Raw genomic sequence first — 22,617 nt, forward strand, 5'->3', positions numbered from 1 at the left:
CATCCTAGTGAAAGGCATGTCGAGAAAAATACCCAGTATGCGTGATAACCAACCGAGCTACCGAAGGCTTAAACTCAGCTAGACTTAGATGATCAGCCACTACCCAAACCTCACCGCTATGAACAAACCTATCAGCATCATTGTTGTGGAAGACGATCCGTTAGTCCTCAACCGTTTCATGACCCTGTTTACGACTGACCCTGCATTTCGTCTGATTGCGGCGTGTAGCAATGCCACCAGCGCCAGCAGTGTCATTCGCAGTGAACAGGCGGATGTGTTACTCACCGATCTTGGGTTGCCGGACGGTAATGGCTTGGATTTGATTCGTTTAAGCAGCCATTTATACCCGGATACCCACATTATGGTGATCAGCGTATTTGGCGATGAAAAACATGTCATTACCGCGATTGAAGCCGGTGCAACGGGTTATATCCTCAAAGATGATGATTCGATGGAAGTGGTACAGGCTATCCAGCAAATGTGCGCAGGCGGTGCGCCCATCAGCCCGGCGGTTGCCAGCCACCTGCTCAAACGTCTTCGCCCCGAAGCGGATGAAGTCAAACTGACGAAAGCGGAAATAGACATTCTCCGTTTCATTGCCAAGGGTTATACTGCACAGGAAGCCGCCGACCTCAAACACATTTCCTACCACACCGTCACGTCGCATATTAAAAGTATTTACCGCAAGTTACACATTACTACCCGTGCGGAGGCGGTGCACGAGGCGGTGAAGAGGCATTTGCTGTGAATAACTTGGTGCGGTTACGGATTTTCTGGTGGTTGCCGCTTTACCTGTTACTGCTGTATTGGCTTACCTTGCAATTGGATCATTTGGTATTTGCGCCTGATCCACGTTGGCACGCCGCTGTGCGTGTGGATGAGCCGGGAGCAGCACGTACCCAAGGAACTATCCGTATCCCGGATACTGTTCTTACGCTTGATGAGCCGATGTTACTGATCCTCAATGTGAGTCAGAATCTGGTGGTACGTTACCCCGATGGTGATATTGTCGGCACAGGTGGCAGCATGGAAACCCCCATTGCCCGCAATAAACACCGCCCACTCTTGTTTCGTCTGCACCAGCGAGCCATGCTTCCCGGTGATCATTTGCACGTTGAACTGGCAGCACCACGCGGTGCGGCTAGGATGGCTAATGCCTACATCGGCCCTGCTGCTGCCTTAGAAACCGCTTGGCAATACAATAACCTGATGCGTCAGGGGGTCGTCAAAACGGTGGTCATTGTGTTACTGATTACCGCTTTGTTGATTGGCAGCATCTGGCTGTTTTATCCACATCGGAAGGAATACCTGTGGTATGCGCTTGGCTCGGCGCTGTGGGCAGTACACAGTACCAATCACCTAGTTCGTGACATTCCCGTCAGTGATCGCTTATGGGCAGCCTTGATTCCTTTCACCATTGGCTTGAGCATTCTGTCGATCATGACCATGATCTATTACTACATGCCGTTGGGGGCAAAGGGGGAGCGTCAGCATAGCCGCTCACTGCGTTACTTATGGGCAGCTTCATTGCTACTGGCGTTGCCGTTGTTTTTATTGCCTTATGAAGCCGGTACCCAAGCACGCTACCATAGCGTGTGGTACGGCTTCTTGGTCATTCTGTTCGCTTTGGTGTTGGCGTATGTGGTGCAACTGTATTGGGAACAACAAACGACCAAGCGTTTGTTGTTTGTGCTGTGTGGCTTTGCGATGTTGGTCTTTGGTATTCATGATATTTGGGTGTTTGATAATGCAGAACTGACACGCCCGTATTTACTGCATATTGCGGCTTTGTTCACACTGCTGAGCCAGTATTTTTTGTTGGTGCGGCGTTTTGTGCTGAGTTTGCGTGAAACCCAGTATTACGCTCACCATCTGGAGGAATTGGTGGATGAGCGTGAGCAAGCCTTAGCGGCCAATTACCAGAAAATGCGGATGCTGGAGCAGGAAAAAGCGGTGGTGGACGAGCGCGAGCGTATTATGCGTGACATCCATGACGGTTTTGGTGGGCATCTGGTTTCCACCTTGGCGATGTTAGAACAGCCCAATGCGGCATTACCTGCGGTTAAGGAAAACATTCAGGATGCACTTAACGATTTGCGCTTGGTCATTGATTCACTGGATTTCGATTCACAAGACATTACCACGGCCTTGGGGATGTTCCGCAGTCGCAATCGGCGCAAGATCAAGCAGGCTGGGTTTGAATTGCACTGGGCGGTAGAAGATATTGACACCCCAACGGGGTTCGGGGCGGAAAAAACGTTGCAATTATTGCGTATTGTGCAAGAGGCGATTACCAACAGCATCAAACACAGCGGCGGGGATAAGATCACGGTGAGTACCGGGATGGAAGCTGACGGCAGTAGTTTCGTGCAAATTGCTGACAATGGTCGCGGTATTGCCGATACTAACCAACCCGGTAAAGGGTTGGCGAGTATGCGTAAACGCGCAGAGCGTATTGGTGCACAGCTTGTTATTAGTCCTAATCTGGCAGCCTCTGGAACCCGCGTGCGTATTAGCTTGCGGTAGTGACTATGCCGGATTCTCTTCTGCTAAAAACTCACCGTAGATAATCAAGGAATGGTCTTTGATGCGGAAGTTATGCAGCTTGGCGATTTCGCGTTGGCGTTGTTCGATAATTTCATCATAGAATTCTACGACTTTGCCGGTTTTCATGCAGACCATATGATCATGATGTTCTTCTGTGGCCAATTCAAATACGGCTTGCCCGCCCTCAAAGTGATGGCGATTAACAAGCCCAGCCGCTTCAAACTGTGTGAGTACGCGATAAACAGTAGCTAGCCCGATTTCTTCACCATTGCCTAACAGTGATTTATAAATATCTTCTGCACTCAGATGATGTTCTGGTGAGTTGCTTAATAAATCAAGAATTTTGACTCTCGGTTGAGTAATCTTTAATCCAGCACGTTTAATATCCTTTTCTTCCACCCTGCACTCTCCATCGTGAATAGTCTATTATGATGCCCATGTTTACTTTGGACAATGCAAGACTAACATGATAAAGCCTATCGTTTCACTTACCCTTACCAGCGTTTTGTTGTTGGGTGGTTGTAGTTCGTACAAAATGGAAATTCAGCAGGGTAATTATATCACCAGTGAGGAGCTGGCGCTGGTGCAGCCGGGTATGAGTGCTGCGCAAGTACAAGATACACTGGGGACGCCATTACTGGTGGATGATTTCCATAAAGACCGTTGGGATTATGTGTTTTACCTAAAATCACCCGATGGAACTGTACAGCGTAGTAGCTTAACAGTGTTTTTCCAAAATGGTGTGGTGCGTGACATTCGTAATGAGGTGGTACCTGCTCAGGTAAAACCTAAATAAACGCTGGTGTTATAGCCACTGCCGCAAGTAAAAAATGTATTGTCCTTCAGAAGATTTAGAGGGACCTTGCACCATGGCGGCAAAACGTTTGTCATCATGACAGGCTGCGTCAACGGCTTCCTGCGCGGTTGCATACAAGGTAATGCAACTGGCTGGAAATCGGTTGCGGCTGGCTTTGAATTTGGGCATGTAAACCGTGGCGTAGGCCGTTTGTGAAACGCCTTCACCCGAAGGATCAGGGGGAACCATGCCGTGCATTAGCTTTCGCCTTTTTTCATGACTTTACCTTCGGCGGCACGCTGTTTGCGTACTGTTTTAGGGTCAGCAATCAAGGGGCGATAGATTTCGATGCGATCACGTTCACGCAAGATTGTATCCAATTTTGCTAGTTTGCCGAAAATACCTGCTTCCAGTGTTTCAAGATTGAGCTCTGGGTAATGCTGCAAAATACCGGAGGCTTGAATACCCTCACGGATACTGCTGCCTTCTGGCACTTGTGCTTTCATGAGTAATTGCTCATGAGGCAGTGGGTAAACCACTTCAATATGAAGGGTATTAGGCGTTTCCATAAACTTTCTTCGCTCTTTCGACAAAAGAATCCACCAATGTGTTGGCGACTTGGTTGAATATCGGGCCAACGACGAGGCTAATAATCTTGTTGGAAAACTCAAAGTCGAGATCCAGTGAAACTTTACACGCGCCTGCTTTCAACTCATCAAAACGCCAGAAACCGTGTAAGTGTTGAAAAGGTCCGTCAACCAGACGCATTTCAATGGTTTTGTTTTTTTGCAGGCGATTGAGGGTGGTGAACTGCTTGTTCACTGCTCCCTTGGCAATTTCAATACTGGCTTTTACTTGATCGGCATCGCGTTGGTGTTCAACCGCTGTCCTGCACCATGGCAGGAACTGCGGGTAAAGCTTAATGCCATCAACCAGTTGGTACATTTGCGCCGAGCTATACGGTACTAATGCACTACGACTAATGTGTGCCATGTGTAGACTTATTGTGCTGTGGTTGCCGGAGCTGGTGCAGGGGCAGTTGTCGGTGCTGGTGCAGCCGCTGCTGGTGGCGGTGGAGCATCAGCAGGTTCAAAGATGCTGAAACCAGTGGGGACGCTGAAATCAGCATCTACCAGTGCTTCTTTGGATAAATTGCTAAGTTCACTACGCGGCCCTTCGGGAAGTGCCTGAATCCGTAAAGCTAGACCTTCACGGTGTAGGCTGGCAGAACCTTCGGAGGGTGGGGTCATTCCTTGTGCTTTAGCAGATTCAACCGCAATGCCATCCATGTATTCAAACATGGTGACGAGCATTTTGTGATCGGCGGGATCCATACTGCCAGCGCCTGCAATACAGACATCACGTACTGGTTTATCATCCATTTTGACAGTAGAAATAGTGCATTCCATGCCCTGAATAGTTTCTTTGCGCTCGGTTTTTTCTAACTTAATCGCAGGAGCAGGGGCTTTCATGGCTGCTTCGCTTTGCTGGATACGTTCTTCTAAGGCTTTGCGCTGATCTTCTGGCATAGAAGCCATTTGCTTTTTCATTTCTTCTTTGAACTGATTTTGCATTTCGACCACTTTGGTCATGCGTTCGCGGATTTTGTCGGGCGTGGTTTCAATGAATTGTTTGGTTTTGGTGTTGACGGTGTACAGGGTTTTTTTGCTGTCGTCATACAAAGAATAAATGTCGTTACCCACTTCCCCCATACGGACTTTATCGCCGTGAATCTGGATGACTGTTTGGCGTTCTTGGGGGGCAAACCCTGTATCGGTATAGGTTAATTTGGTATCGGCGTGAGCGGTGCCGATGAGGCTAATGGAAAGGGCTGTCATCAGGCAAACTGACAAAGGATTAAGGTGCATTTTCAACTCCATGTTTTTCTGAGCAATCAAGCAGTGCTTGAATCCTCGCTAACGGTAAACTTTCACTGAAACGAACTGTTACATAAGGTTCATTATCCTGCAATGGTTTGTAATGAGTTAATTGCTGCTGCAATACAGCAATATCGGCATCGGAGGCATCATTGCCTGCTTGTTGGCGGCGCGTAATGTTTGCTGCCAGTTGGGCGGGTGTGCCACTAAAATGCAGAATCAGAAATGCCACGTGTTGTTGTGCGGCTAATGTCCGAAAGCGCTGACGTTGCTCGATAGACAGAAAAGTGGCATCAATGACCACTGAGTAGCCGCTTTGCAGGGCAAGCGTTGCCAGTTCCGCTAGGTGTTCATAGGTGCGGATGCTCATGTCATCGCTGTAAAGACCTTGGTTCAACCCTGCGCTAGAATGCTCGGTGGCTTGCATGGCAGCGAGGCGTTTGCGCTCCACATCCGAACGTAATTGGATGTAGCCTAGTTGTTCCACTAAGGGACGGCAGCCCCACGATTTGCCAGAACCGCTTAAGCCATGTGTAATCAACAACGCGGGATGACTTGCTTGAGTATAGGATGCAGCCAAATTCAGGTAGTTAACACAATGTTGTAAGCAATCGGCACGTGCAGCGGTATCTTCAACTTGAGTGAGGCGCAACGCATGGACTTTGGCACGTACCATGGCGCGATAGACCTTGTAAAAACGCAGAATGGATAAAGCTGCATAATCCCCGGTTTCCGTAAGCCAGATATTAAGCAGGCGGTGTGCCCATGCGGGCTTGCCCTTGTCTTCTAAATCCATCAACAAGAATGCGCAGTCACTGGCGGTATCGATCCAGCGTAACGCCTCGCTAAATTCAATACCGTCGAAAAAAGTGATTTCACCGTCAATCAGGGCTATATTCCCCAGATGTAAATCACCGTGACAGGCGCGGATATGGCCTTTTTGTTGACGCTGGGATAAGTGAGCATGGCAACGGGAATATTCCTGTTGTGTCCAATCTTCCAGTAGACTCAAGCATCTTAGAAGTGCGGGGTCAGATAATTGTTGACGCAACAGCGTGAAGTTTTGTTGCATGGGTGTGAGAATATTAGCGGGTTTTCCCCACGGGCTTTCTGCTGGTGCGACCTCTGCTTGCTGATGAAATTGGGCGAGTCGGGTGGCGATGTTGTCCACTTGTTCTACAGCCAACAAACCAGCGGACAGCAAGCGATCCAGTTGTTGAGTGGGATCAAACTGCCGCATTTTGACAGCATATTCGACCACAGTGCCACCGGCATTCAGTGTTGCTGAACCCAATTGGTAAGTGTTGCCTATCTGTACAATGGGGACAACTTCTAGGTAAAGTTGTGGTGCAAGACGGCGGTTAAGGCGTATTTCTTCTTCACAAAAATGTTGCCTGGCTGCCAGTTGCGTAAAGTCTAGAAAACCGAAGTTGACTGGCTTTTTTATCTTGTAGGCGAACTCGCCGGTCAGGAAAATGGTCGAGATGTGGGTGTGAATTACTTGTATATTGTGTGTTGTATGGGGGTAGAATGCGGGGTTACGCATCGCCGCCCACAGAGTGTCGGATGTATGTGAGGACATGCCTTGTCTCTATATATGACCCGAAAATATAAGCATAGCAGGAAAATAGTTTGAGTCAGGAAGTAAAACAGGAATCGGCATTGCGGCGTTTCTTCAGTGGGTTATGGTTTACTATGACACTGTTTGGGCGGGTGTTTCGTATCCTGCTATTGGTCGCCTTGGTGCTCGGTTTGTTATTGGGGATTGTCTACGCCTTGGAGCTGGACGAAAAAGTTCGAGAGCAGTTTGAAGGACGGCGTTGGGAGTTACCGGCGCGGGTGTTTGCGCGGCCTTTAGATCTTTATGAGGGGCAGCAATTATTTGCCGATCACTTAGAGCAAGAACTGAAGCTACTTAATTACCGTTCCGTTGATAAACCTGTTGAAACCGGGCAATACCAGCGGCAAGGCAGTAAGTTTGTGATCAATACCCGTGGTTTCCAGTTTGCGGATGACAAGGAACCTGCGCGTAGTATCAATGTGAGTGTTGCTGACGGCAAGATTTCAACGCTCGCTTATGCTGATGGTAAAAGCCCGCTGGATCTTATGCGCTTGGAGCCGGTATTGATCGGCAATTTCTACCCACGTCAAAATGAAGACCGGGTATTGGTGCGCCAACAAGATGTTCCGCCGCTGTTGCTGAGTGGTTTGGTGGCTGTTGAAGACAAAAAGTTTTACGAGCATCAAGGTGTTAACCCGATGGCGATTGCCCGCGCCTTGGTCGCTAATCTCAAGGCAGGTCACACTGTGCAGGGGGGCAGTACCCTGACCCAGCAGTTGGTAAAAAACTTTTATCTGACCAACGAACGTAGCTGGCATCGTAAGCTCAAGGAGGCCACCATGGCTTTCCTGCTGGAAATGCGCTACACCAAGCAAGATATTATGGAAGCCTACCTGAACGAAATTCATTTGGGGCAAGATGGCGACCGTGCGATCCACGGTTTCGGTTTGGCAGCACAGTTTTACTTCAATCGCCCGGTTTGGGAATTGAAACCTGACCAAATTGCCTTGTTGATTGGTTTGGCGAAGGGGGCGGGCTACTACGACCCCCGTTTGCACCCTGATCGGGCATTGGCGCGGCGTAATCTGGTATTGCAGGTTATGTTCAATGAAAAAGTGATTACCCCCGCCGTGTATCAGGATGCTCTGGCTCAACCGTTGGGTGTCAATGAGAAAAAACCTTCTGGCAATAGCCCATTCCCAGCTTATCTGGATTTGGTGCGTCAACAGTTGCAGCGTGATTACAAGGAAGAGGATGTCCGTAGCCAAGGCTTGATGATCTTTACTGCAATGGAGCCTATTGTGCAGTTAACGGCTGAAACCATCTTGCAAAATCGGGTGCAGCGTTTGGAACGTGCTGAGCGTATTCCGAAGGGTAAACTCAATGGGGCGCTTATTATTAGCAGTGTCCAAGGCGGTGAAGTCATTGCCTTGGTGGGCAGCAGGGATGTCCGTTATGCGGGGTATAATCGTGCTTTAACGGCGCAACGTCAGATTGGTTCCTTGGTCAAGCCCGCCATTTACTTAGCGGCATTGCAGAACGCCAAAAAATACAACCTTGCGACACGTATCAGTGATGGGCCAGTGACGGTGAAACTGGGTTCCAAGAAATTCTGGCAACCGCAAAACTACGACCGCTCCAACATGGGAGCCGTCACCTTGCTTAAAGCCATTACACTGTCACGTAATACCCCGGCAGTAAGGGTTGGGGTGGGGGTTGGTTTGGATAATATTGTGCAAATGCTGCATGATTTGGGGATTGCGAAGGAAATACCGGCTTATCCTTCCATTTTGCTCGGTGCATTGGAAATGGCACCAATTGATGTGCAGCAAATGTACCAAACCTTGGCGTCGGGTGGTTCCTATTCGCCACTGAAAGCGATTCGCAGTGTGATGAATCCGCGTGGTCAGGTGTTGACCCGTTACCCGTTGACTGTCAAGCAAGTAGCCAGCCCGGAAGCCGCCGATTTATTGGCTTATGCCTTACACCGTGTGACCGTTGAAGGAACAGCGAAAGAACTGGCTTCTACGTTGCCTGCTTGGAAAAAAGTGGCAGGTAAAACGGGTACAACCAATGATAAAAAAGATAGCTGGTTTGCAGGCTTTTCGGGTCAGCATGTCGTTACCGTATGGGTGGGGCGTGACGATAACAAGCCTACGAATATGACTGGTGGTACAGGGGCGTTGAAAGTCTGGTCAGACTTGTTCAAGGTCTTGCCGACTAAACCGCTGCAAGTCGCCAGTTCCTCACGTCTGGTCTGGGTTGATGTTGATCAATCTACTGGGTTGCGGTTTAATCCAGCGTGTGGCAAGTCGGTGCGTACCCCCTTTATCAAAGGCACGCAACCCCAGGAAACCAATTATTGTGCACCGCCGCGACCTGTGGAGCCGGTTGTGCCTAGTACGCCTGCGTCGCCTGCTGCTGCACCAGTGCCCGCACCACCTACAGGACGGCCTGACCCCTCCGGTTGGATCGATAATTTGATGCGATGAGAGTAAATATGACCCTGAATCCCCGTTATTCCTTAGCATTTGCGGCTTTGTTAACCATGCTGTTATCTGCTTGTTCACCTAACCCAACTGTGTTGCAAGATCGTGTTTACGGTAGCCGCTCTGTGGTGATTCCGCCTAAGGTGGTGAAGCAGGCTCCTGTTAATGTTCCTGCACCCAGTAAACCTAAGCCTTCTGCATCACCGGTGATTACGCAATCTGCACCGGTGAGCAAACCCGTGATAAGCCATCCACCAACGCCTGTCGTTAAGCCTGAGGATACAAGTGCTGCTGCACCTGAGGTTGTGGAGGTATTAACCCCTAAGGTTTACCCGTCTTCACCTGCGGTCAAAGCCTTAATGAAAGCGGCTGATTCTGAGGTGGCTAAGGGTAATCTCGATAAAGCAGCAGATACCCTTGAGCGTGCTTTGCGCATTGAAGCTGACAATCCAGATTTATGGATGAAATTGGCAACAATCAATGAACGCCAAGGTAATCATGACCAAGCCGTCAATATGCTCAGTAAAGCAAAAGCCTACCAGGAGCAACTCAATTAGTTCGTCAAACACGCTGCCAACGGGACTGGATTTGCCGGATTTATTGGGTGAATCCGGGCCGTTTGCACAACTGATTGATGGTTTTCAAGCCAGACCACAACAGCAGGCGATGCTGCAAGCGGTGCAAACCGTGATGCAAACGCAAGGCACTGCGGTGATTGAAGCCGGTACTGGGGTGGGAAAAACGTTTGCTTACCTTGCGCCTGCGTTATTGTGTGATGAGCGCGTGATCATTTCCACTGGCAGTAAAACCCTGCAAGATCAGCTTTACCACAAAGATTTGCCATTGGTACGCAAGGCGTTGAAAAGTGCGGTCAAGACGGCTTTGCTGAAAGGTCGGGCGAATTATCTGTGCTTACACCGCCTGAAAGCGACCTTGGACGAAGGGCGTTTGCCGGATCGTAAAAGCGTAACGTGGTTGCACCGCATCCGTGATTGGTCGGAATTGACCAGCAAGGGCGATATTGCCGAACTGTCGGCAGTGCCACACGATGCGGAAATCTGGGGGCGTGTTACCTCGAATACCGAGAATTGTTTGGGGGCGGATTGCGGCGATTACCAAGAATGTTATGTGGTGAAGGCGAGGCGGGCGGCGCAAGAAGCGGATATTGTGGTGGTCAATCATCATCTGTTTTTTGCGGATATGGCGCTTAAGGAAGAGGGTTTCGGGGAGTTATTGCCGCTTGCCAATGTCGTGGTATTGGATGAGGCACACCAATTGCCGGAAATCGCTTCAACATTTTTCAGTGATACGTTTAGCAGCCGCCAGTTGCATGACTGGAAGCGTGATACCTTGGTAGAGGTGTTGGCAGATGCTTCGGATATGCCGCAAATCCGCGATCATTTGGATCGTTTGGAAAAGGCAGTGCTGGATTTGCGGCTGGCAATGGATATACCGGGGCAGCGTGCACCGTGGGTACGCATCAGCCAAAAGCCTGCTATCGTCCAGCATCTGCAAGCGCTTCAGGATTGCTTGGTTGATTTGGCGGCATTGCTGGAACATGCGGCGGAACGGAGCAAAGGCTTGCAGTCGTGTTACGAGCGTTTGCTGGAACAACAGGCACGATTGGGGCGCTTGCATAACCCGCCGCCAGATACCGTGCAGTGGTTTGAAACCTTTACCCGTGGCTTTGCGATTACCACGACCCCGTTGGATGTGGCTGTGCCGTTCAAAAAGTGCATGGATGAATTGCCGTGTAGCTGGGTGATGACCTCGGCAACGCTGGCAGTGGGGCAATCGTTTGAGCATTTCAACCAGCGTATGGGGCTGGATACGGCGACGACCTTGCAACTGGATAGCCCGTTTGATTATTGGCATAACTCGCTGCTGTATTTACCGGCAGGCTTGCCTGAACCGCAGGATGCGGGGTTTGTTTCCGCGTTGGTGGAGGCTGCGATTCCGGTGATCAAAGCCTGTGGAGGGCGCACGTTTATGCTATTTACCAGCTATCGGGCGCTGAATGAAGCGGCAGAATTGTTGCAAGACCGTTTTGAATATCCGTTGCTGATCCAGGGCGAGTCGCCGCAACGTGACATGATTGAGCGGTTTCGTGAACTGGGTAATGCGGTCTTACTGGGTACGGCGAGTTTCTGGGAAGGCGTGGATGTGCGCGGTGAAGCCTTGAGTTGCGTGATTATCGACAAGCTGCCGTTTGCTGCCCCCAACGATCCGGTGATGGAGGCGCGGCTGGATAGCATCCGCAAGCGTGGCGGTAATCCGTTTGGTGAATACCAGATTCCGCAGGCGGTGATTACCTTGAAGCAGGGCGTGGGGAGGCTGATTCGTGACCAGCAGGATCGCGGGGTGTTGATGATTTGCGACATTCGCTTACGCACGCGCAGTTACGGAAAGACGTTTTTGGATAGTTTGCCGCGTATGCCGCGTACCCAGAAGCTGGACATCGTGGAACGTTTTTTTGCTGGAAATTTGAATGAAACTACTAGCCCTTGATACTTCAACCGAAGCCTGTTCTGCCGCTGTGTATACCGATGGGTTGACCTTCAGTGAATTTGAATTGACCCCCAAAGCACATACCCAACTGATTTTGCCGATGGTAGAAAAAGTGTTGGCTGCGGCTGGGCTACGTTTGGCGGAATTGGATGCACTTGCGGTCGGGTGTGGGCCAGGGGCATTTACCGGCATCCGTATTGGGGTGGGGGTGGCGCAAGGCTTGGCAATGGCGGCGGAGAAGCCAGTGATTGCGTTGTCTACCTTGGCTGCATTGGCGCAGCAGGCGTATGTGCAACACGGTGCAACGCAAGTATTGGTGGCTTTGGATGCGCGGATGAGCGAGGTGTATTGGGGGCAGTATGTGTTGCAAGATGGTTTGATGCAGTTGCAGGGTGAGGAACGGGTGTGCGCTCCAGTGGATGCGCCATTGCCCGAAACAACAGGTTGGTTTGCGATTGGTCATGGCTGGTCAGCCTATGCAGAGGTGTTGCAAGCACGGTTTGGCAACAAGTTGAGTGGGATAGATGCGGTATCGTTACCTGCTGCGGAATTCATGTTGCCATTGGCTGTGGCTGGTTGGCAAGCGGGCATGGCCGCTGCGCCGGAAGAGGCGCAGCCGGTTTATTTACGTAATAAGATTGCGCTGACTACACAGGAGCGCTTGGTAGCAAAGCCTTAACGGTTTTGTGAGAGTGTTTTGACCCATAATGCTGTGCCACCCGCAACACCCACAGGCATGGCAAAGAAATTTACCACCGGAATCGCGGTCATCAGAGACAGCAGCCAACCAAACCCCAGTGCTTCCCCGCGATTTTTCAGTAATGCGGTCACTTCTTCTTTGAAAAACAGATTGTGGTTGCCCATCGGGTAGTCGGCATATTCAATTGCCAGCATCCATGCACCAAACAGTGTCCATGCAATGGGTGCGACGATATTTACCCCCGGAATCACGGTAATAATTAGCAGTAGCATGAACCATTTACCCATGTACCACAACTTCCCAAGTTCGCTGCGGAAGGTACGCACGATTAGCGCGGGCAGACTTTTGTAGCCCTCGAATTCAGGGACGGGGTGCCCGTTAAGACGTGCTTCTACGCGTTCCGCCAGTACCGAGTTGAACGGTGCGGCAAGAATATTGGCGATGATGGAAAACACGTAAAACACCACAAAGAAAATCAGCACGACGAAGATAGGCCATAGCAACCATTCCAACCAGGTTAACCAACTTGGCAGTAGGCGTGTCATCCAGTAATCCAGTTGTGATGTTGCCAGCCAAATACCGCCGGAAAACAACATGATATTGATTAGTAGTGGCACGACCACAAACGGGCGAATGCCTTGTTGCGTGATGAGTGCTAGCCCGCTGAATACGTAGCCAAAGCCTTTAAATAATCCCGTTATCATTATCTCTCAACCTTATGTGATGCTGTGGTTATACTGTAGCGCATTTACTCAAGCGTTTTAAGTTAAGGAGTTTTAACATGCAGCCATTCATGCAAGCGATGAATTTCCGTCATGCCTGTAAGAAGTTTGACCCGAGTCGCCAGATTCCGGCGGATGAGTTCCAGCAGATTCTGGAGTTCGGACGTTTGTCTCCATCCTCTTTCGGCATGGAACACTGGCATTTCGTGGTGGTGCAAACCCCAAGGTTACGCGAAAAATTGCGCGAAGCTTGTTGGGGGCAGCCGCAAATCACTGAGAGCAGCCATGTGGTGGTAATTTTGGCGAAAACCGCAGCGGTCGAACCGTACAGTGATTATGTGCAGCATTTGTTCGGGCGGCGGGGTTTGCCAACTGAGGCGGAGCAAGCGTATTTGGCGAAATATGCTGCGCATAATGAAAGCGAAATTAAGCCGTATTTGAATACCTTCGCATGGAGTTCTAAGCAGTGCTATATCGCGCTGGCGAATATGATGACGGGGGCGGCGAGCATGGGAATTGATTCTTGCCCGATTGAAGGCTTTTCAAAAGCGGGCGTGGAAGCGTTGTTGGCGGTGGATACCCGTCAGTACGGTGTAGCAGTGGTGGTGGCATTTGGTTATCGTGCAGGTGAGCAGCCAGCGAAGTTGCGCCAGCCATTGGCGGATTTGGTGGAATACCGTTAATCAGTGTTACTCACCGTAAATCGTGACGGTGAGTTTGCGCTGAAAACGCCCGGTACGGTGTTCGTAGAGGTACAAGCCTTGCCAGGTGCCGAGTGCAGATTGCCCACGGGTGATGGGGATGGTGACATCGGTGTTGGTCAACATACAACGGATGTGGGCAGACATATCATCATCGCCTTCGTCGCTGTGACGGTAGGCGGGGTCGCCATCGGGGGCGAGGCGTTTGAGGACGGTTTCGAGGTCGCGGCGCACGTCGGGGTCGGCATTTTCGGTGATGATCAGCGATGCGCTGGTGTGGTGGATGAAGACGTGGCATAGGCCGGTTTTGATACTGCTTTGGCGGATTAGCATGTCGATTTGCGCGGTGATGTTGTATGTGCCGCGTCCGTTGGTGGGTATGGTGAGGGATTGTTGATGGATGGTCACGGGGTATTTACGTCCTTGGAGGTGCTGACGCTCTTTAGGTTATCATGCTGGGCGATTTTTAGGTGATTGGGTTGTGTATCGCCTTTGTCGTAACGATAACCATACAAATCATGGAATATTATCCATAATCATCGAACACCGTCACTTACCATCTGAAAGAAATCTTCGCCAGCGGTGAGCTTGACGAAAATTCAACTACTCAAAAAATTCGAGCAGTTCAACAAGAAGGCTAGCGGCAGGTTGCCCGTACACTCGATTTCTACAATCTGGATGCCATTATCGCCGTCGGCTACCACGTCAATTCCGCCGAAGCCACCCAATTCCGCATTTCTGCGAGTCTGACTTTGACCGGATGGCGAAACAACTGGAAAGCAAGCAGGATGATTGAAATGAGGCAACACGCTATGCAGCGACAAGAGCAAGCCGTTCTGAATCTTGTATAATATCTTTCCATTCATGGGGTAACAATAGAGGCGAAAGTGATGCTGGAAAAGTATTGGATGTGGATCTTCCTGTTTTTGGTGGCTGGTTGCCAAAGTCCTACCGATGTAAAACCTGATGAGGATGCGAATCCCAAAGGCTTCAAAATTGTCAGCCGGGGTTGCGAGGCAGCCGAAGCACAGCAATCTTCTGGTTCGGATTTATCGCTCAAGGCATCGGTTGACCGCAGTGCTTACCGGATTGGCGATACCCTGACGCTTTCGGTGAAACCACAACAGGATGTTTACATTTCCGTGATTGATCAAGGGTCTGGAGCATCACAGGAAACTGGGCAGGTATTGTTTGCTGATGAGCGGGTTACAGGTGGCACAACGCTGGTGTTTCCACCGGAAGGCAAGTCCCTCAAAGTGGAAGGCCCGGTGGGTTCCAATATTTTCCAGATTGTGGCTTCCCGCGAGAAGGGCAAAGTGCGTGAAGGGGCGAATGGTAAAGGGGTTGTCCTGATGTCTACCCCGAAGATTGCAGATGATGACACGGTGACTTGTACCATCCGCTTTGCCATTAGCGGTTAGGGGCGAAAATCGGCACATCAAGTTGTGTCGTTATCAAGTCGCCATCCGCTTCCAGTTTTTTCAGGGCGGCAGTGAAGGCGGCTTCGCTGTTGTATTGGTTGTGGCTGAGATGATCGGGCTTGCCTTCGGGTGTCCAGAGCAGGATGAATTTGTCTGTACCGTTACCAGAGGTGGCTTGCAATTCGAGTGTTTCGCCATTGTATTGCGGGGTGAAGTGCAGCGTGACAGCGCCTTTTTCTGGGAGCAGTTTGGTGACAGTGCCGCTGGCATCCTGATTCCATAGGGTGGCGTAGCCTTGGTGAGAACCGCTAAAGGTCAGGTATAAAGTATCACCGGAATGGATGTTGTCTTTGGGTTCGTAGTCGAGCAGTAGGGCTGGTTTGCTAAAGTCTGACCAGATTTGTTTGAGGTCGTTGTAGCCTCCGGCAGCGGTGAAAATCAGCCCAATAGTGGTAAACAACGCTGCGGTGATCCACTTCCAGCGGTGAATAACGCCCTCGCTACTTATTCTCTCATCCGGTAGGGGATCGACCTCTGCTGCTGGCGATTCTTCTGGCGCATTTTGTTCAGTTTCAGTTGTTCTTGGGCAATATTGTGCAATCGCTCTCAGCAATGTCTGAAAACGTGGGTCGTTGGGGGTGCCTTGCCAGTCTTGCAAATCAGCAGTGTGGATACGTCCGAATGGCATAGGCAGAGTCACGGGTTGGTACAGCACGGGGATGAGAACGTTGCGTTGCAAGGCATAGCTACTTTCTTCCCTGACCCAGAGGGAATCGACCGAGGCAGTTGACCAGACGGTGACGACACAGCGGGCGTTGTCCAATACGTGCTTGATAGCATTCTCGAAGTTTTGACCGGGCAAGAGTTCGGCATCCCACCAGACGGCATAGCCTTGCGCAGTGAGCGCGGCGGCGAGGGTGTCTACCCACGGTTTGTCTTGGCGGCTATAGCTGATGAAAATGTCGTGCATGGTGTGGTTTACAACGTCGTGATTTTAATCACGGTAATAATAAACTAATCTATGCTCTAATTGGTCTGTTAATCAGTACAATGTGGACTGGGTTTGCGCAGGGCAAGCAAATAAAACAGGAGTAATGGGCATGGCGGGGCTGAGACTGGGTTTGGGAATTATCATGGTGCTGCTGGCTGGCATGGTGTGCGCTGATGAGAAGAATGTGCGGCTGGTGGAAGCGCAACAATTGCACAGGGCAACAAGGTTGCGGTGATTGTCGGGGTGAATACCTATGATCAGGAAAGTGGTTTGCGTCCGTTGAAGTATGCGGATGCCGATGCTAATGCGCTGACGACGGTGTTGCAAAAGCATGGTTACGCAGCCAGAACACTGACCAATCAGAAAGCCACCAAATCCTACATCCTCAATGCGATCAAGCAGGCAGGCGAAACGCTGAACCCGCAACAGGGTACGCTGGTCTTCGCTTTTTCCGGGCATGGTTTCGCCCAAGGTGGCAACAACTATCTGGCTTCTTATGGTACGGTGGGTGGCAACCTGTCAGAGTCGGCTTTGTCCATGCAGGAACTGGAACAGGCAGTCCGCGCCACTAAAGCCCGTCGTGCAGTGCTGTTCATTGATGCCTGCCGCGACAATCCGGGGCTGGAAGGCAGCAAGAGTATCGGGCAACCCAGCTTCATCCAGCAGCAAAGCGAAGGCATACAGGTATTGTACGCCACCAAGTTTGGGGAAATCAGTTGGGAACATGACAGCCTTAAACACGGCGTATTCAGCTACTTCCTGCAAAAAGCCCTGAACGGCGAAGCTGCGGACAACCAAGGCGCAATCAGCTTCGACAACCTGAAAAGCTACGTCCAGCAACAAGTTGCCAACTGGACATTTACCAATCTGGCACGAACTCAAAAACCATTCAGCATGGGCGAAAACTACGGAATTTTCATGCTGGCAAGTGGCAGTAACCTGACAACTGCACCGACTCCCACACCAAAACCCGAACCTGTGGCTGTACCCTCGCAGCCAGTCACACGCCCAGAACCTGTACTAGAACAAACGGCAGCAACCAACCTCATTTCAGGGCGCTACATCGACAATGGCGATGGCACAATCACTGACACCAAAACCAAACTGATGTGGAAAAAGTGCAGCGAAGGACAAACGGGCGACAATTGCAGCGGTGAACCAGCAAGCTACAACTGGGATGACGCAATGGCAAAATTCGGCAAAGGCGAATGGCGATTGCCAACTCACGAAGAACTGCGCACACTGGTATATTGCAGTAACGGCACACCGCAGGAAGTCGCTTGGGATGAATCCTGTGATGGTAAGGATAATAACGCAGGGAAATACCAACGCCCGACCATTGATTTACAGGCATTTCCGAATACAGCGAAACGGAATACAGCGAGTGAATATAATAAATCGAAATACTGGTCATCTACCAGACAAGGTAATTATAAATTTTCGCATTGGTATATTGGTTTTGATGAAGGGCGCAAGGGTTTTGTTCCTCCCGTTGGCGGTTGTTCTGTTCGGTTAGTCCGTTTCGGTCAGTGATTATTCGTTATCAGTTGGTAAGGTGTATTGCTTGTGCGGCGGTCATGATTGTTATGTCGCCAATCTGTTTCAGCACCAGCAAGTCAGCATCGCCCGTTATCAGACAGTCTGCTTTGCCCGCTAACGCCACATCCAGAAACGGGTTGTCTTTTTTGTCACGGCACAGCTCCACGGTTTCCCCAATTTCATAGAACAATCCCACCCGGCGCATGTTGCTGAGGAAATTCTGCCGCTTTTCGGTTGAAAAATAGCGGTCAAACTTTTCCCGCCAGATGACCTCCTCCAACTCGGCAAACGTGGTTGACGAGAACAGGAAAAATCCGTTCAGGGTAATATGGTCAACAATTTTTGCGGGCGGGCTGGAGCGGGAAATTAAGCTGCTGATCAAGACATTGGTGTCGCAAACACAGCGTTCAAGGCTTGTCATTCAAGATCGCTTCCAGCACGGATTCCGTCAGACCGCTTTGTTCCGCGTCAGTGCGCAAAGCGTCCAATGAAGCCAACAACTGCTGACGCTCCTGCTGCATGGCTTCTGCCCGCCTGCGAAGTAGAAAAGCTTCACCACCCAGCATTTCAAAATCCCGCATGGACAGGATAACGGCAGTGTCGCGTTTGTTGCGGGTGATTTTGAACGGTTCACCCTGCCAGACTTTATCAAGCACCGTACCGAGTTGGTTACTGGCCTGACGTGCGCCGATGGATTGCATGGTTATTTCTCACTGAGTTGTATTGATAGTAGCTATTGTAGCTACAATAGGGCTTTCGGGCAAATTTGCCAGAGGACGCACCCCGCCACAGTTGGCACGGCAATCGCCTACAATCCCGCCCCACTTTCCGCTATCATACCCTCCTTGATGAACTGCCCATTGGTTTACCCCCATGCTGATCTTCCCCGGTAGCGTTGCCCTCTCCGATTTTCGCCGCAACAAGCTGTTGAGCGCCTTGCAAGCCATTGTCCCCGCGATCACCGCTGTGCAAGCCGAATACGTCCATTTCGTGCGCAATAGCCGCGAACTGCACCCCGACGAACACGCCCAGTTGCAAGCGTTGCTGACCTACGAAGAAGTGCAAGGCAGCCACGCTTTCAGCGGCACATTGCTGCTCGTCACCCCGCGCAAAGGCACGATTTCGCCCTGGTCAAGCAAAGCCAGCGACATCGCCCACAACTGCGGCTTGACGATGGTGGAACGCATCGAACGCGGCATTGCTTACGACATCCAAACCACTGCCGCGCTGTCTGAAGCCGAACGCCTCGCCATAGCCGCACTGTTGCACGACCGCATGACCGAAATGGTGCTGACCGACCTGCAAGATGCCGTCATCCTGTTCAGCGAAGCCGAACCCGCCGCCTTGCGCCACGTCGACATCAGTACCGACCCCCGCGCTGCACTCGCCAAAGCCAACACCGACTGGGGCTTGGCACTCTCTGCGGATGAAATCGACTACCTTGCGGAAAATTACGCCGAACTCCAGCGCAACCCCACCGATGTCGAATTGATGATGTTCGCGCAAGCCAATTCCGAGCATTGCCGCCATAAAATTTTCAACGCCGACTGGATTATCGACGGCAAGGAACAGCCAAAATCGCTGTTTGCCATGATCCGCAACACCCACGCGCACGCGCCCGAAGGCATCCTGTCCGCCTACCATGACAACGCCTCGGTCATCGAAGGCCCGTTAGCAACGCGCTTTTTGACCGACGTAAAAACCGGCGAATACCACTACACCAACGAACCCGTCCACATCCTGATGAAGGTGGAAACCCACAACCACCCCACCGCGATTTCCCCATTTGCGGGTGCTGCCACCGGTTCGGGCGGCGAAATCCGCGACGAAGGTGCAACCGGCAACGGCTCGAAACCCAAGGCTGGCTTGAGCGGCTTCTCGGTATCCAACCTGCGCATTCCCGGCTACGCCCAACCGTGGGAACACGATTTCGGCAAACCCGACCGCATCGTTTCCGCCCTCGACATTATGCTCGAAGGCCCTATCGGTGCTGCCGCGTTCAACAACGAATTCGGTCGCCCCAATATCACCGGCTATTTCCGCACCTTTGAAATGCAAGCCCCCGGAGCGAAGGGTATGGAACTGCGCGGCTACCACAAGCCGATCATGATTGCAGGCGGCATGGGCAATATCCGCGAAAACAATATCAACAAAAACCCGCTGCCCGAAGGTACGCCGATCATCGTTCTCGGTGGCCCTGCGATGCTGATCGGCTTGGGCGGCGGTGCAGCCTCCTCAATGGCAAGCGGCACGAGTGCGGAAAACCTCGACTTTGCCTCCGTCCAACGTGGCAACCCCGAAATGCAACGCCGTTGCCAAGAAGTCATCGACCGCTGCGTGGCCTTGGGCGCAGAAAACCCGATCCTCTCCATCCACGACGTGGGTGCTGGCGGCATTTCCAACGCCATCCCCGAAATCGTCAACGATGCCGGGCGCGGCGGACGCTTTGAACTCCGCGCCGTCCCCAACGCCGAACTTGGCATGGCACCAATGGAAATCTGGAGCAACGAAGCGCAAGAACGCTACGTCCTCGCCATTGCCGAAGACCGCCTCGACACCTTCCGCGCCCTGTGCGAACGTGAACGCGCTGTCTACGCCGTGGTCGGTAACGCCACCGTTGAACAACAATTGCTGGTCGGCGATTCGCTGTTTGACAACAATCCGGTGAATTTGCCGATGAACGTGCTGCTCGGCAAACCGCCAAAAATGCTGCGCGACGTGCATCACCAAACCTTCCACAAGCCAGAAATCGACCTGAGCGGTATTGAGTTGCCGGAAGCAATTGAGCGCGTATTGCGCTTGCCAAGCGTTGCCTCCAAGTCCTTTCTGATCACCATCGGCGACCGCACCGTAACGGGCATGGTGACACGCGATCAAATGGTGGGCGCATGGCAAGTGCCGGTGGCGGATGTGGCGGTCACGTCCAGCGATTACACTACCAACTTCGGCGAAGCGATGGCGATGGGCGAACGCACCCCGATTGCGCTGGTGAATCCGGCAGCGTCTGGGCGCATGGCGATTGGCGAAGCGCTTACCAATATTGCGGCGGCGGACATTGCCAACATTCGCAATATTCGCCTGTCAGCAAACTGGATGGCTGCGGCGGGTTATCACGGCGAAGATGCTGCATTGTTTGATACCGTGAAAGCGGTCGGTGAAGAGCTTTGCCCGCGTTTAGGTTTGGCGATTCCGGTCGGCAAAGATTCCCTGTCGATGAAAACGGTGTGGCAACAAGATGGTGAAAACCGCGAAATGATTGCGCCGCTGTCCTTGATTGTCACCGCGTTTTCACCCGTGCAGGACATCCGCAAAACGCTGACTCCGGCATTGCGCACCGATGTGGGTGACACCGACCTGATTTTGGTGGATCTCGGCAAAGGGCGTAACCGCTTGGCAGCTTCCGCTTTAGCGCAAGTTTACGGGCAAGTCGGGCATCATGCGCCGGACGTGGATAACCCTGACGCGCTCAAAGCGTTTTTCGACACCGTGCAAGATTTGCGCGGCGAAAACCTGATTCTGGCGTATCACGACCGTGCCGATGGCGGCTTGCTGGCAACGCTGGCAGAAATGAGCTTTGCGGGGCATGTGGGCGTGACGGCTTGCATCGGGCAAATCAGTGGTCAGTTACTGCCTGCGTTGTTTAGTGAAGAACTCGGCGCAGTGCTGCAAATTCGCCATTGCGATACTGATGCAGTGTTGGAAGCGTTCCGCGAAGCTGGGCTGGCGCATTGCACCCACGTTATTGGCGAATTGAACGACAGCGACGAACTGGTACTGACCTTTGCGAATAAGGAAGTGTACCGTGCGCCGCGTGCCACGTTGCAGAAAATATGGGCAGAAACCAGCTACCAGATGCAGGCGTTGCGTGACAATGCTGATTGCGCTGCGCAAGAGTTCGAGCGCTTGGATGATGTGCAAGACCCCGGTTTGCCGTTTGTGCCAACCTTTGAGTTGGATGAAGACGTGGCTGCGCCGTATATCCGTACCGGAGTACGTCCAGCGGTTGCGGTATTGCGTGAGCAAGGCGTGAACGGGCAGGTGGAAATGGCTGCGGCGTTTGACCGTGCCGGTTTCAAAGCGGTTGACGTACACATGACCGACATTATCAGTGGTCGGGTGAAGTTGAAAGATTTCAAAGGCTTGGTGGCGTGCGGCGGTTTCTCCTACGGTGACGTGTTGGGGGCAGGTGGCGGCTGGGCGAAAACCATTTTGATGAACCCGCGTGCCAGTGATGAATTTGCAGCGTTTTTTGCGCGGCAAGATTCTTTCGGGCTGGGCGTGTGCAATGGTTGCCAGATGTTCTCGCAATTGCGTGACATGATCCCCGGTGCAGCGCATTGGCCACGTTTCTACCGCAACCGTTCCGAACAGTTCGAGGCGCGTTATTCGGCAGTGGAAGTGTTGGAATCGCCATCATTGTTCCTGCAAGGCATGGCTGGCTCGAAGCTGCCGATTGCAGTGGCGCATGGCGAAGGGCGTGCGGTATTCGACACGGCGACGGCTGAAGGTATGTTGGAGGAAGGGCTGGTCGGCTTGCGTTACGTGGATAATCGCGGCAATGCCACCGAACATTACCCCGAAAACCCGAACGGTTCACCGTTGGGGATTACGGGTGTGACTACGGCGGATGGGCGTTTTACCATCATGATGCCGCACCCCGAACGCTTGTTCCGTGCGGTGCAGCATTCGTGGAAGCCCGATGACATGGGTGAAGATGGTGCGTGGTTGCGGATGTTCCGCAATGCTCGGGTTTGGGTAGGCTAAA

General features: G+C 51.8%; 24 protein-coding genes. 12 read left to right on the top strand and 12 right to left on the bottom strand.

All coding sequences use genetic code 11. From position 1 onward, the window contains the following. Positions 1–88: 88 nt before the first annotated feature. Complete coding sequence (locus tag BLV87_RS10445; RefSeq protein ID WP_093068452.1) at positions 89–748, top strand: response regulator; 660 nt, start codon at positions 89–91, stop codon at positions 746–748. Beyond that, a complete protein-coding gene (locus tag BLV87_RS10450) occupies positions 745–2,526 on the top strand; it encodes a sensor histidine kinase (protein ID WP_093068455.1) in 1,782 nt (593 codons plus the stop codon). Before BLV87_RS10445 ends, BLV87_RS10450 begins: the two co-directional genes overlap by 4 nt. A gap of 3 nt (positions 2,527–2,529) precedes the next feature. Here the strand turns inward: BLV87_RS10450 and fur are convergent, their stop codons facing one another. After that, positions 2,530–2,946, bottom strand: a complete 417-nt coding sequence (gene fur, locus BLV87_RS10455) for a ferric iron uptake transcriptional regulator (RefSeq protein ID WP_093068458.1) — start codon at positions 2,944–2,946, stop codon at positions 2,530–2,532. Between the two features lie 67 nt (positions 2,947–3,013). On the opposite strand from fur, the gene BLV87_RS10460 reads away from it, so the two are divergent. Next, the gene (locus BLV87_RS10460) at positions 3,014–3,343 is read left to right on the top strand and encodes an outer membrane protein assembly factor BamE (RefSeq protein ID WP_093068461.1); all 330 of its coding nucleotides are present in this window, start codon (positions 3,014–3,016) and stop codon (positions 3,341–3,343) included. 9 nt (positions 3,344–3,352) lie between these two features. Here BLV87_RS10460 and BLV87_RS10465 read toward each other — a convergent pair whose 3' ends face one another. The 5 genes from BLV87_RS10465 to BLV87_RS10485 are packed head-to-tail and all read right to left on the bottom strand — an operon-like array spanning position 3,353 to position 6,802. Next, positions 3,353–3,601, bottom strand: a complete 249-nt coding sequence (locus BLV87_RS10465; protein ID WP_093068464.1) for a hypothetical protein — start codon at positions 3,599–3,601, stop codon at positions 3,353–3,355. Beyond that, on the bottom strand, positions 3,601–3,912 hold the full coding sequence (locus BLV87_RS10470) for an RnfH family protein (RefSeq protein WP_093068466.1): 312 nt from the start codon (positions 3,910–3,912) through the stop codon (positions 3,601–3,603). Before BLV87_RS10470 ends, BLV87_RS10465 begins: the two co-directional genes overlap by 1 nt. After that, positions 3,899–4,336 carry a type II toxin-antitoxin system RatA family toxin gene (locus BLV87_RS10475; RefSeq protein ID WP_093068469.1) on the bottom strand — a complete coding sequence of 146 codons (438 nt, stop codon included), beginning with the start codon at positions 4,334–4,336 and terminating at the stop codon, positions 3,899–3,901. Before BLV87_RS10475 ends, BLV87_RS10470 begins: the two co-directional genes overlap by 14 nt. An 8-nt stretch (positions 4,337–4,344) precedes the next feature. Continuing rightward, positions 4,345–5,211 (bottom strand): hypothetical protein, encoded by an 867-nt coding sequence (locus BLV87_RS10480; protein ID WP_093068472.1) that lies wholly within the window; start codon positions 5,209–5,211, stop codon positions 4,345–4,347. Further along, entirely contained in the window at positions 5,201–6,802 is a 1,602-nt protein-coding gene (locus BLV87_RS10485) for a bifunctional aminoglycoside phosphotransferase/ATP-binding protein (RefSeq protein ID WP_093068474.1), read from the bottom strand. Before BLV87_RS10485 ends, BLV87_RS10480 begins: the two co-directional genes overlap by 11 nt. A 50-nt stretch (positions 6,803–6,852) precedes the next feature. Between BLV87_RS10485 and mrcB the strand changes: the two genes are divergently transcribed. From mrcB to tsaB, 4 genes are read left to right on the top strand one after another with little or no spacing between them, the layout of a single operon-like run. Continuing rightward, positions 6,853–9,273 carry a penicillin-binding protein 1B gene (gene mrcB, locus BLV87_RS10490; RefSeq protein ID WP_093068477.1) on the top strand — a complete coding sequence of 807 codons (2,421 nt, stop codon included), beginning with the start codon at positions 6,853–6,855 and terminating at the stop codon, positions 9,271–9,273. An 8-nt stretch (positions 9,274–9,281) separates the two neighbouring features. Further along, entirely contained in the window at positions 9,282–9,827 is a 546-nt protein-coding gene (locus tag BLV87_RS10495) for a tetratricopeptide repeat protein (RefSeq protein WP_175517909.1), read from the top strand. A gap of 31 nt (positions 9,828–9,858) precedes the next feature. Continuing rightward, positions 9,859–11,778 (top strand): DNA repair helicase YoaA, encoded by a 1,920-nt coding sequence (gene yoaA / locus BLV87_RS10500; RefSeq protein WP_217629978.1) that lies wholly within the window; start codon positions 9,859–9,861, stop codon positions 11,776–11,778. After that, positions 11,759–12,457, top strand: coding sequence for a tRNA (adenosine(37)-N6)-threonylcarbamoyltransferase complex dimerization subunit type 1 TsaB (tsaB, locus tag BLV87_RS10505; RefSeq protein ID WP_093068485.1), 699 nt, complete (start codon positions 11,759–11,761; stop codon positions 12,455–12,457). Before yoaA ends, tsaB begins: the two co-directional genes overlap by 20 nt. Here tsaB and cysZ read toward each other — a convergent pair. Then, positions 12,454–13,182, bottom strand: coding sequence for a sulfate transporter CysZ (gene cysZ / locus BLV87_RS10510; RefSeq protein ID WP_093068488.1), 729 nt, complete (start codon positions 13,180–13,182; stop codon positions 12,454–12,456). The genes tsaB and cysZ overlap by 4 nt on opposite strands. Positions 13,183–13,259: 77 nt before the next feature. Between cysZ and BLV87_RS10515 the strand changes: the two genes are divergently transcribed. Continuing rightward, positions 13,260–13,883 carry an NAD(P)H-dependent oxidoreductase gene (locus BLV87_RS10515; RefSeq protein WP_093068490.1) on the top strand — a complete coding sequence of 208 codons (624 nt, stop codon included), beginning with the start codon at positions 13,260–13,262 and terminating at the stop codon, positions 13,881–13,883. 6 nt (positions 13,884–13,889) lie between these two features. On the opposite strand, the gene BLV87_RS10520 is transcribed toward BLV87_RS10515, so the two are convergent. Then, positions 13,890–14,309 (bottom strand): secondary thiamine-phosphate synthase enzyme YjbQ, encoded by a 420-nt coding sequence (locus tag BLV87_RS10520; protein WP_093068493.1) that lies wholly within the window; start codon positions 14,307–14,309, stop codon positions 13,890–13,892. A gap of 191 nt (positions 14,310–14,500) precedes the next feature. Beyond that, entirely contained in the window at positions 14,501–14,767 is a 267-nt protein-coding gene (locus tag BLV87_RS20035; RefSeq protein WP_342719460.1) for a hypothetical protein, read from the bottom strand. Positions 14,768–14,791: 24 nt separating this feature from the next. Between BLV87_RS20035 and BLV87_RS10530 the strand changes: the two genes are divergently transcribed. Then, positions 14,792–15,322: a DUF4384 domain-containing protein gene (locus BLV87_RS10530; RefSeq protein ID WP_093068496.1), complete on the top strand. Its 531-nt coding sequence runs from the start codon at positions 14,792–14,794 to the stop codon at positions 15,320–15,322. Here BLV87_RS10530 and BLV87_RS10535 read toward each other — a convergent pair. Beyond that, positions 15,312–16,292: a TIR domain-containing protein gene (locus BLV87_RS10535; RefSeq protein WP_093068499.1), complete on the bottom strand. Its 981-nt coding sequence runs from the start codon at positions 16,290–16,292 to the stop codon at positions 15,312–15,314. The two genes, BLV87_RS10530 and BLV87_RS10535, sit on opposite strands and share 11 nt — an antisense overlap. 130 nt (positions 16,293–16,422) lie before the next feature. On the opposite strand from BLV87_RS10535, the gene BLV87_RS19975 reads away from it, so the two are divergent. Together BLV87_RS19975 and BLV87_RS10540 are read left to right on the top strand one after the other, a co-directional pair. Further along, positions 16,423–16,548: a hypothetical protein gene (locus BLV87_RS19975; protein ID WP_281241318.1), complete on the top strand. Its 126-nt coding sequence runs from the start codon at positions 16,423–16,425 to the stop codon at positions 16,546–16,548. 8 nt (positions 16,549–16,556) lie between these two features. After that, complete coding sequence (locus BLV87_RS10540) at positions 16,557–17,846, top strand: Lcl domain-containing protein (protein ID WP_139282159.1); 1,290 nt, start codon at positions 16,557–16,559, stop codon at positions 17,844–17,846. Positions 17,847–17,856: 10 nt separating this feature from the next. Here the strand turns inward: BLV87_RS10540 and BLV87_RS10545 are convergent, their stop codons facing one another. Then, positions 17,857–18,273, bottom strand: coding sequence for a putative toxin-antitoxin system toxin component, PIN family (locus BLV87_RS10545; RefSeq protein WP_093068504.1), 417 nt, complete (start codon positions 18,271–18,273; stop codon positions 17,857–17,859). Then, positions 18,260–18,553, bottom strand: coding sequence for a type II toxin-antitoxin system Phd/YefM family antitoxin (locus BLV87_RS10550; RefSeq protein ID WP_093068507.1), 294 nt, complete (start codon positions 18,551–18,553; stop codon positions 18,260–18,262). Before BLV87_RS10550 ends, BLV87_RS10545 begins: the two co-directional genes overlap by 14 nt. 172 nt (positions 18,554–18,725) lie before the next feature. On the opposite strand from BLV87_RS10550, the gene purL reads away from it, so the two are divergent. After that, on the top strand, positions 18,726–22,616 hold the full coding sequence (purL, locus tag BLV87_RS10555) for a phosphoribosylformylglycinamidine synthase (RefSeq protein WP_093068511.1): 3,891 nt from the start codon (positions 18,726–18,728) through the stop codon (positions 22,614–22,616). The last annotated feature ends 1 nt before the right edge of the window (position 22,617 follow it).

The sequence above is a fragment of the Thiothrix caldifontis genome, from assembly GCF_900107695.1.
GTDB lineage: Bacteria > Pseudomonadota > Gammaproteobacteria > Thiotrichales > Thiotrichaceae > Thiothrix > Thiothrix caldifontis.

Coding starts and splice junctions, on each gene's coding strand:
- BLV87_RS20035 (WP_342719460.1), bottom strand. CDS start 14,767: ATGAATGGAAAGATATTATACAAGATTCAGAACGGCTTGCTCTTGTCG.
- BLV87_RS10465 (WP_093068464.1), bottom strand. CDS start 3,601: ATGCACGGCATGGTTCCCCCTGATCCTTCGGGTGAAGGCGTTTCACAA.
- BLV87_RS10470 (WP_093068466.1), bottom strand. CDS start 3,912: ATGGAAACGCCTAATACCCTTCATATTGAAGTGGTTTACCCACTGCCT.
- purL (WP_093068511.1), top strand. CDS start 18,726: ATGCTGATCTTCCCCGGTAGCGTTGCCCTCTCCGATTTTCGCCGCAAC.
- BLV87_RS10495 (WP_175517909.1), top strand. CDS start 9,282: ATGACCCTGAATCCCCGTTATTCCTTAGCATTTGCGGCTTTGTTAACC.
- BLV87_RS19975 (WP_281241318.1), top strand. CDS start 16,423: ATGGCGGGGCTGAGACTGGGTTTGGGAATTATCATGGTGCTGCTGGCT.
- BLV87_RS10515 (WP_093068490.1), top strand. CDS start 13,260: ATGCAGCCATTCATGCAAGCGATGAATTTCCGTCATGCCTGTAAGAAG.
- BLV87_RS10460 (WP_093068461.1), top strand. CDS start 3,014: ATGATAAAGCCTATCGTTTCACTTACCCTTACCAGCGTTTTGTTGTTG.
- BLV87_RS10475 (WP_093068469.1), bottom strand. CDS start 4,336: ATGGCACACATTAGTCGTAGTGCATTAGTACCGTATAGCTCGGCGCAA.
- tsaB (WP_093068485.1), top strand. CDS start 11,759: ATGAAACTACTAGCCCTTGATACTTCAACCGAAGCCTGTTCTGCCGCT.
- BLV87_RS10485 (WP_093068474.1), bottom strand. CDS start 6,802: ATGTCCTCACATACATCCGACACTCTGTGGGCGGCGATGCGTAACCCC.
- BLV87_RS10550 (WP_093068507.1), bottom strand. CDS start 18,553: ATGCAATCCATCGGCGCACGTCAGGCCAGTAACCAACTCGGTACGGTG.
- BLV87_RS10530 (WP_093068496.1), top strand. CDS start 14,792: ATGCTGGAAAAGTATTGGATGTGGATCTTCCTGTTTTTGGTGGCTGGT.
- BLV87_RS10445 (WP_093068452.1), top strand. CDS start 89: ATGATCAGCCACTACCCAAACCTCACCGCTATGAACAAACCTATCAGC.
- BLV87_RS10480 (WP_093068472.1), bottom strand. CDS start 5,211: ATGCACCTTAATCCTTTGTCAGTTTGCCTGATGACAGCCCTTTCCATT.
- BLV87_RS10535 (WP_093068499.1), bottom strand. CDS start 16,292: ATGCACGACATTTTCATCAGCTATAGCCGCCAAGACAAACCGTGGGTA.
- BLV87_RS10545 (WP_093068504.1), bottom strand. CDS start 18,273: ATGACAAGCCTTGAACGCTGTGTTTGCGACACCAATGTCTTGATCAGC.
- cysZ (WP_093068488.1), bottom strand. CDS start 13,182: ATGATAACGGGATTATTTAAAGGCTTTGGCTACGTATTCAGCGGGCTA.